The sequence below is a fragment of the Arthrobacter sp. HY1533 genome (assembly GCF_027568515.1).
Taxonomy (GTDB): domain Bacteria; phylum Actinomycetota; class Actinomycetes; order Actinomycetales; family Micrococcaceae; genus Specibacter.
Map to the genome: position 1 here is coordinate 1 of NZ_JANKZF010000053.1, position 3,699 is coordinate 3,699.

A 3,699-nucleotide genomic window follows, 5' to 3' on the forward strand; every position below is an offset into this window, starting at 1 on the left:
AATGCAGGGAGGCCCCGCACCGTGTGGTGTGGGGCCTCGACCTGTTTTTGGTGTTGTCCGGCGGTGTCCTACTCTCCCACATCCTCTCGAATGCAGTACCATCGGCGCTGTGGGTCTTAGCTTCCGGGTTCGGAATGGGACCGGGCGTTTCCCCCACGCTATGACCACCGTAACTCGTTCCCCAATACCAATGTTTCTTGGTTGGGTGGCTTGTTGGGTGCTCTTGGAGCAACAGTATTTTATTATACAGGGTTCCTGGTGACCGTTCCGCACCGTTTGGGGGTGGGGGTGGTCACAGGGGACAACCTGTTTTGGTTTCCAAACGGTTTGTTGTTTGGGAACCACATAGTGAACGCGAGCACAGTAATTTTATAAGTTATGTGTGGTGTAAGTTATCGGCTTATTAGTACCGGTCAGCTTCACGAGTCTTTAGTCCTCGCTTCCACATCCGGCCTATCAACCCAGTGGTCTAGCTGGGGGCCTCTCACACTTACGTGTATGGAAATCTCATCTTGAAGCGGGCTTCCCGCTTAGATGCTTTCAGCGGTTATCCCATCCGAACGTAGCTAATCAGCGATGCACTTGGCAGTACAACTGACACACCAGAGGTTCGTCCGTCCCGGTCCTCTCGTACTAAGGACAGCCCTTCTCAAATTTCCTGCGCGCGCAGCGGATAGGGACCGAACTGTCTCACGACGTTCTAAACCCAGCTCGCGTACCGCTTTAATGGGCGAACAGCCCAACCCTTGGGACCTACTCCAGCCCCAGGATGCGACGAGCCGACATCGAGGTGCCAAACCATGCCGTCGATATGGACTCTTGGGCAAGATCAGCCTGTTATCCCCGAGGTACCTTTTATCCGTTGAGCGACGGCCATTCCACAATGTGCCGCCGGATCACTAGTCCCGACTTTCGTCCCTGCTCGAGGTGTCCCTCTCACAGTCAAGCTCCCTTGTGCACTTACACTCGATACCTGATTGCCAACCAGGCTGAGGGAACCTTTGGGCGCCTCCGTTACTTTTTAGGAGGCAACCGCCCCAGTTAAACTACCCATCAGGCACTGTCCCTGACCCGGATTACGGGCCGAAGTTAGATGTCCAAAGTGACCAGAGTGGTATTTCAACGATGACTCCACCGCAACTAGCGTTGCAGCTTCACAGTCTCCCACCTATCCTACACAAGCCACTCCGAACACCAATACCAAACTATAGTAAAGGTCTCGGGGTCTTTCCGTCCTGCTGCGCGTAACGAGCATCTTTACTCGTACTGCAATTTCGCCGAGTTTATGGTTGAGACAGCGGGGAAGTCGTTACTCCATTCGTGCAGGTCGGAACTTACCCGACAAGGAATTTCGCTACCTTAGGATGGTTATAGTTACCACCGCCGTTTACTGGGGCTTAAATTCTCAGCTTCGCCACCGAAGTAGCTAACCGGTCCTCTTAACCTTCCAGCACCGGGCAGGAGTCAGTCCGTATACATCGTCTTGCGACTTCGCACGGACCTGTGTTTTTAGTAAACAGTCGCTTCCCCCTGGTCTCTGCGGCCCACACCCGCTCACGGACAGCTAGTGTCCTTCACGGGGCAGGCCCCCCTTCTCCCGAAGTTACGGGGGCATTTTGCCGAGTTCCTTAACCATAATTCTCTCGATCGCCTTAGTATTCTCTACCTGATCACCTGTGTCGGTTTGGGGTACGGGCAGTTGGAACCTCACGTCGATGCTTTTCTAGGCAGCATAGGATCACCGAATTCCCCCATGCGGGGGTCCCATCAGATCTCAGAATCGTCATTGAAGACACCACAACGGATTTGCCTATCGTGGATCCTACATCCTTAGACCGGGACTACCATCGCCCGGCTCGGCTACCTTCCTGCGTCACACCTGTTAATACGTTTACCTCCCCAAGTCAGGTCCCACGCTCCCCACACATTCCTGGCCCGAAGGCACGCAAACGGTGGTTTGGGTGGTTAGTATCCTTGGTTCAATATGGGCGGTTCTTCACCGGTACGGGAATATCAACCCGTTGTCCATCGACTACGCCTGTCGGCCTCGCCTTAGGTCCCGACTTACCCAGGGCAGATTAGCTTGACCCTGGAACCCTTGATCATTCGGCGGACGGGTTTCTCACCCGTCTTTCGCTACTCATGCCTGCATTCTCACTCGTGTGGGCTCCACCGCTAGTTCACACTGCGGCTTCAATGCCCACACGACGCTCCCCTACCACTCCAAACCCCTGAACCATTACTGGCTTGGGTATTGTTTGAAATCCACAACTTCGGCGGTGTACTTGAGCCCCGCTACATTGTCGGCGCGGAATCACTTGACCAGTGAGCTATTACGCACTCTTTTAAGGATGGCTGCTTCTAAGCCAACCTCCTGGTTGTCTAAGCAATCCCACATCCTTTCCCACTTAGCACACGCTTAGGGGCCTTAGTTGGTGGTCTGGGCTGTTTCCCTCTCGACTATGAAGCTTATCCCCCACAGTCTCACTGCTACGCTCTCACTTGCCGGCATTCGGAGTTTGGCTGACGTCAGTAACCTTGTAGGGCCCATTAGCCATCCAGTAGCTCTACCTCCAGCAAGAAACACGCAACGCTGCACCTAAATGCATTTCGGGGAGAACCAGCTATCACGAAGTTTGATTGGCCTTTCACCCCTACCCACAGCTCATCCCCTCCATTTTCAACTGAAGTGGGTTCGGTCCTCCACGCGCTCTTACACGCGCTTCAACCTGGCCATGGGTAGATCACTTCGCTTCGGGTCTAGATCACGCCACTAAACTCGCCCTATTCAGACTCGCTTTCGCTACGGCTTCCCCACACGGGTTAACCTCGCGACGTAACACTAACTCGCAGGCTCATTCTTCAAAAGGCACGCCATCACAAGAACAACTACACCGAGGTGCACGCTTGCTCTGACGGATTGTAAGCACACGGTTTCAGGTACTATTTCACTCCCCTCCCGGGGTACTTTTCACCTTTCCCTCACGGTACTTGTCCGCTATCGGTCATTAGGTAGTATTTAGGCTTATCAGGTGGTCCTGACAGATTCACACGGGATTTCTCGGGCCCCGTGCTACTTGGGATACTCACCAGGGAGTGCACTGCATTTCAGTTACGGGGCTCTCACCCTCTACGGCCGGCCATTCAAAGCCGTTCACCTATACATGCACCATTCCCCTCAACAGTCCGGCAGAACTGTAACGGTAAATCCCACAACCCCGCACCATGCAACGCCCGCCGGCTATCACACATGACACGGTTTAGCCTGTTCCGCGTTCGCTCGCCACTACTAACGGAATCACTATTGTTTTCTCTTCCTGTGGGTACTGAGATGTTTCACTTCCCCACGTTCCCTCCACACACCCTATATATTCAGGTGCGGGTCACCACCTCGCCTTGCGACGGGTAGCGGGGTTCCCCCATTCGGACACCCTCGGATCAAAGTTTGGTTATCAACTCCCCGAGGCTTATCGCAGATTCCTACGTCCTTCTTCGGCTCCTAATGCCAAGGCATCCACCGTGTGCCCTTAAAAACTTGACCACACATGTTGATCAATCATACTTATCGAGAGAACCATGAAAACCAACACCCAAAAGTGTCAGATCCAGGTTCAAATATCTCAAAGAAATTGCTTCTTATAAAGATGCTCGCGTTCACTATGTAGTTCTCAAACAACAACCCCACCACACACATCCCCA

The 3,699-nt window shown here is 53.5% G+C and carries 2 rRNA genes; both read right to left on the reverse strand.

The features are described 5' to 3' along the window. Nucleotides 1-55: 55 nt before the first annotated feature. Nucleotides 56-172: ribosomal RNA gene (gene rrf, locus PCK14_RS19230) — 5S ribosomal RNA — on the reverse strand. 210 nt (nt 173-382) lie between these two features. After that, nucleotides 383-3,541, reverse strand: a 23S ribosomal RNA gene (locus PCK14_RS19235). Nucleotides 3,542-3,699: the final 158 nt, after the last annotated feature.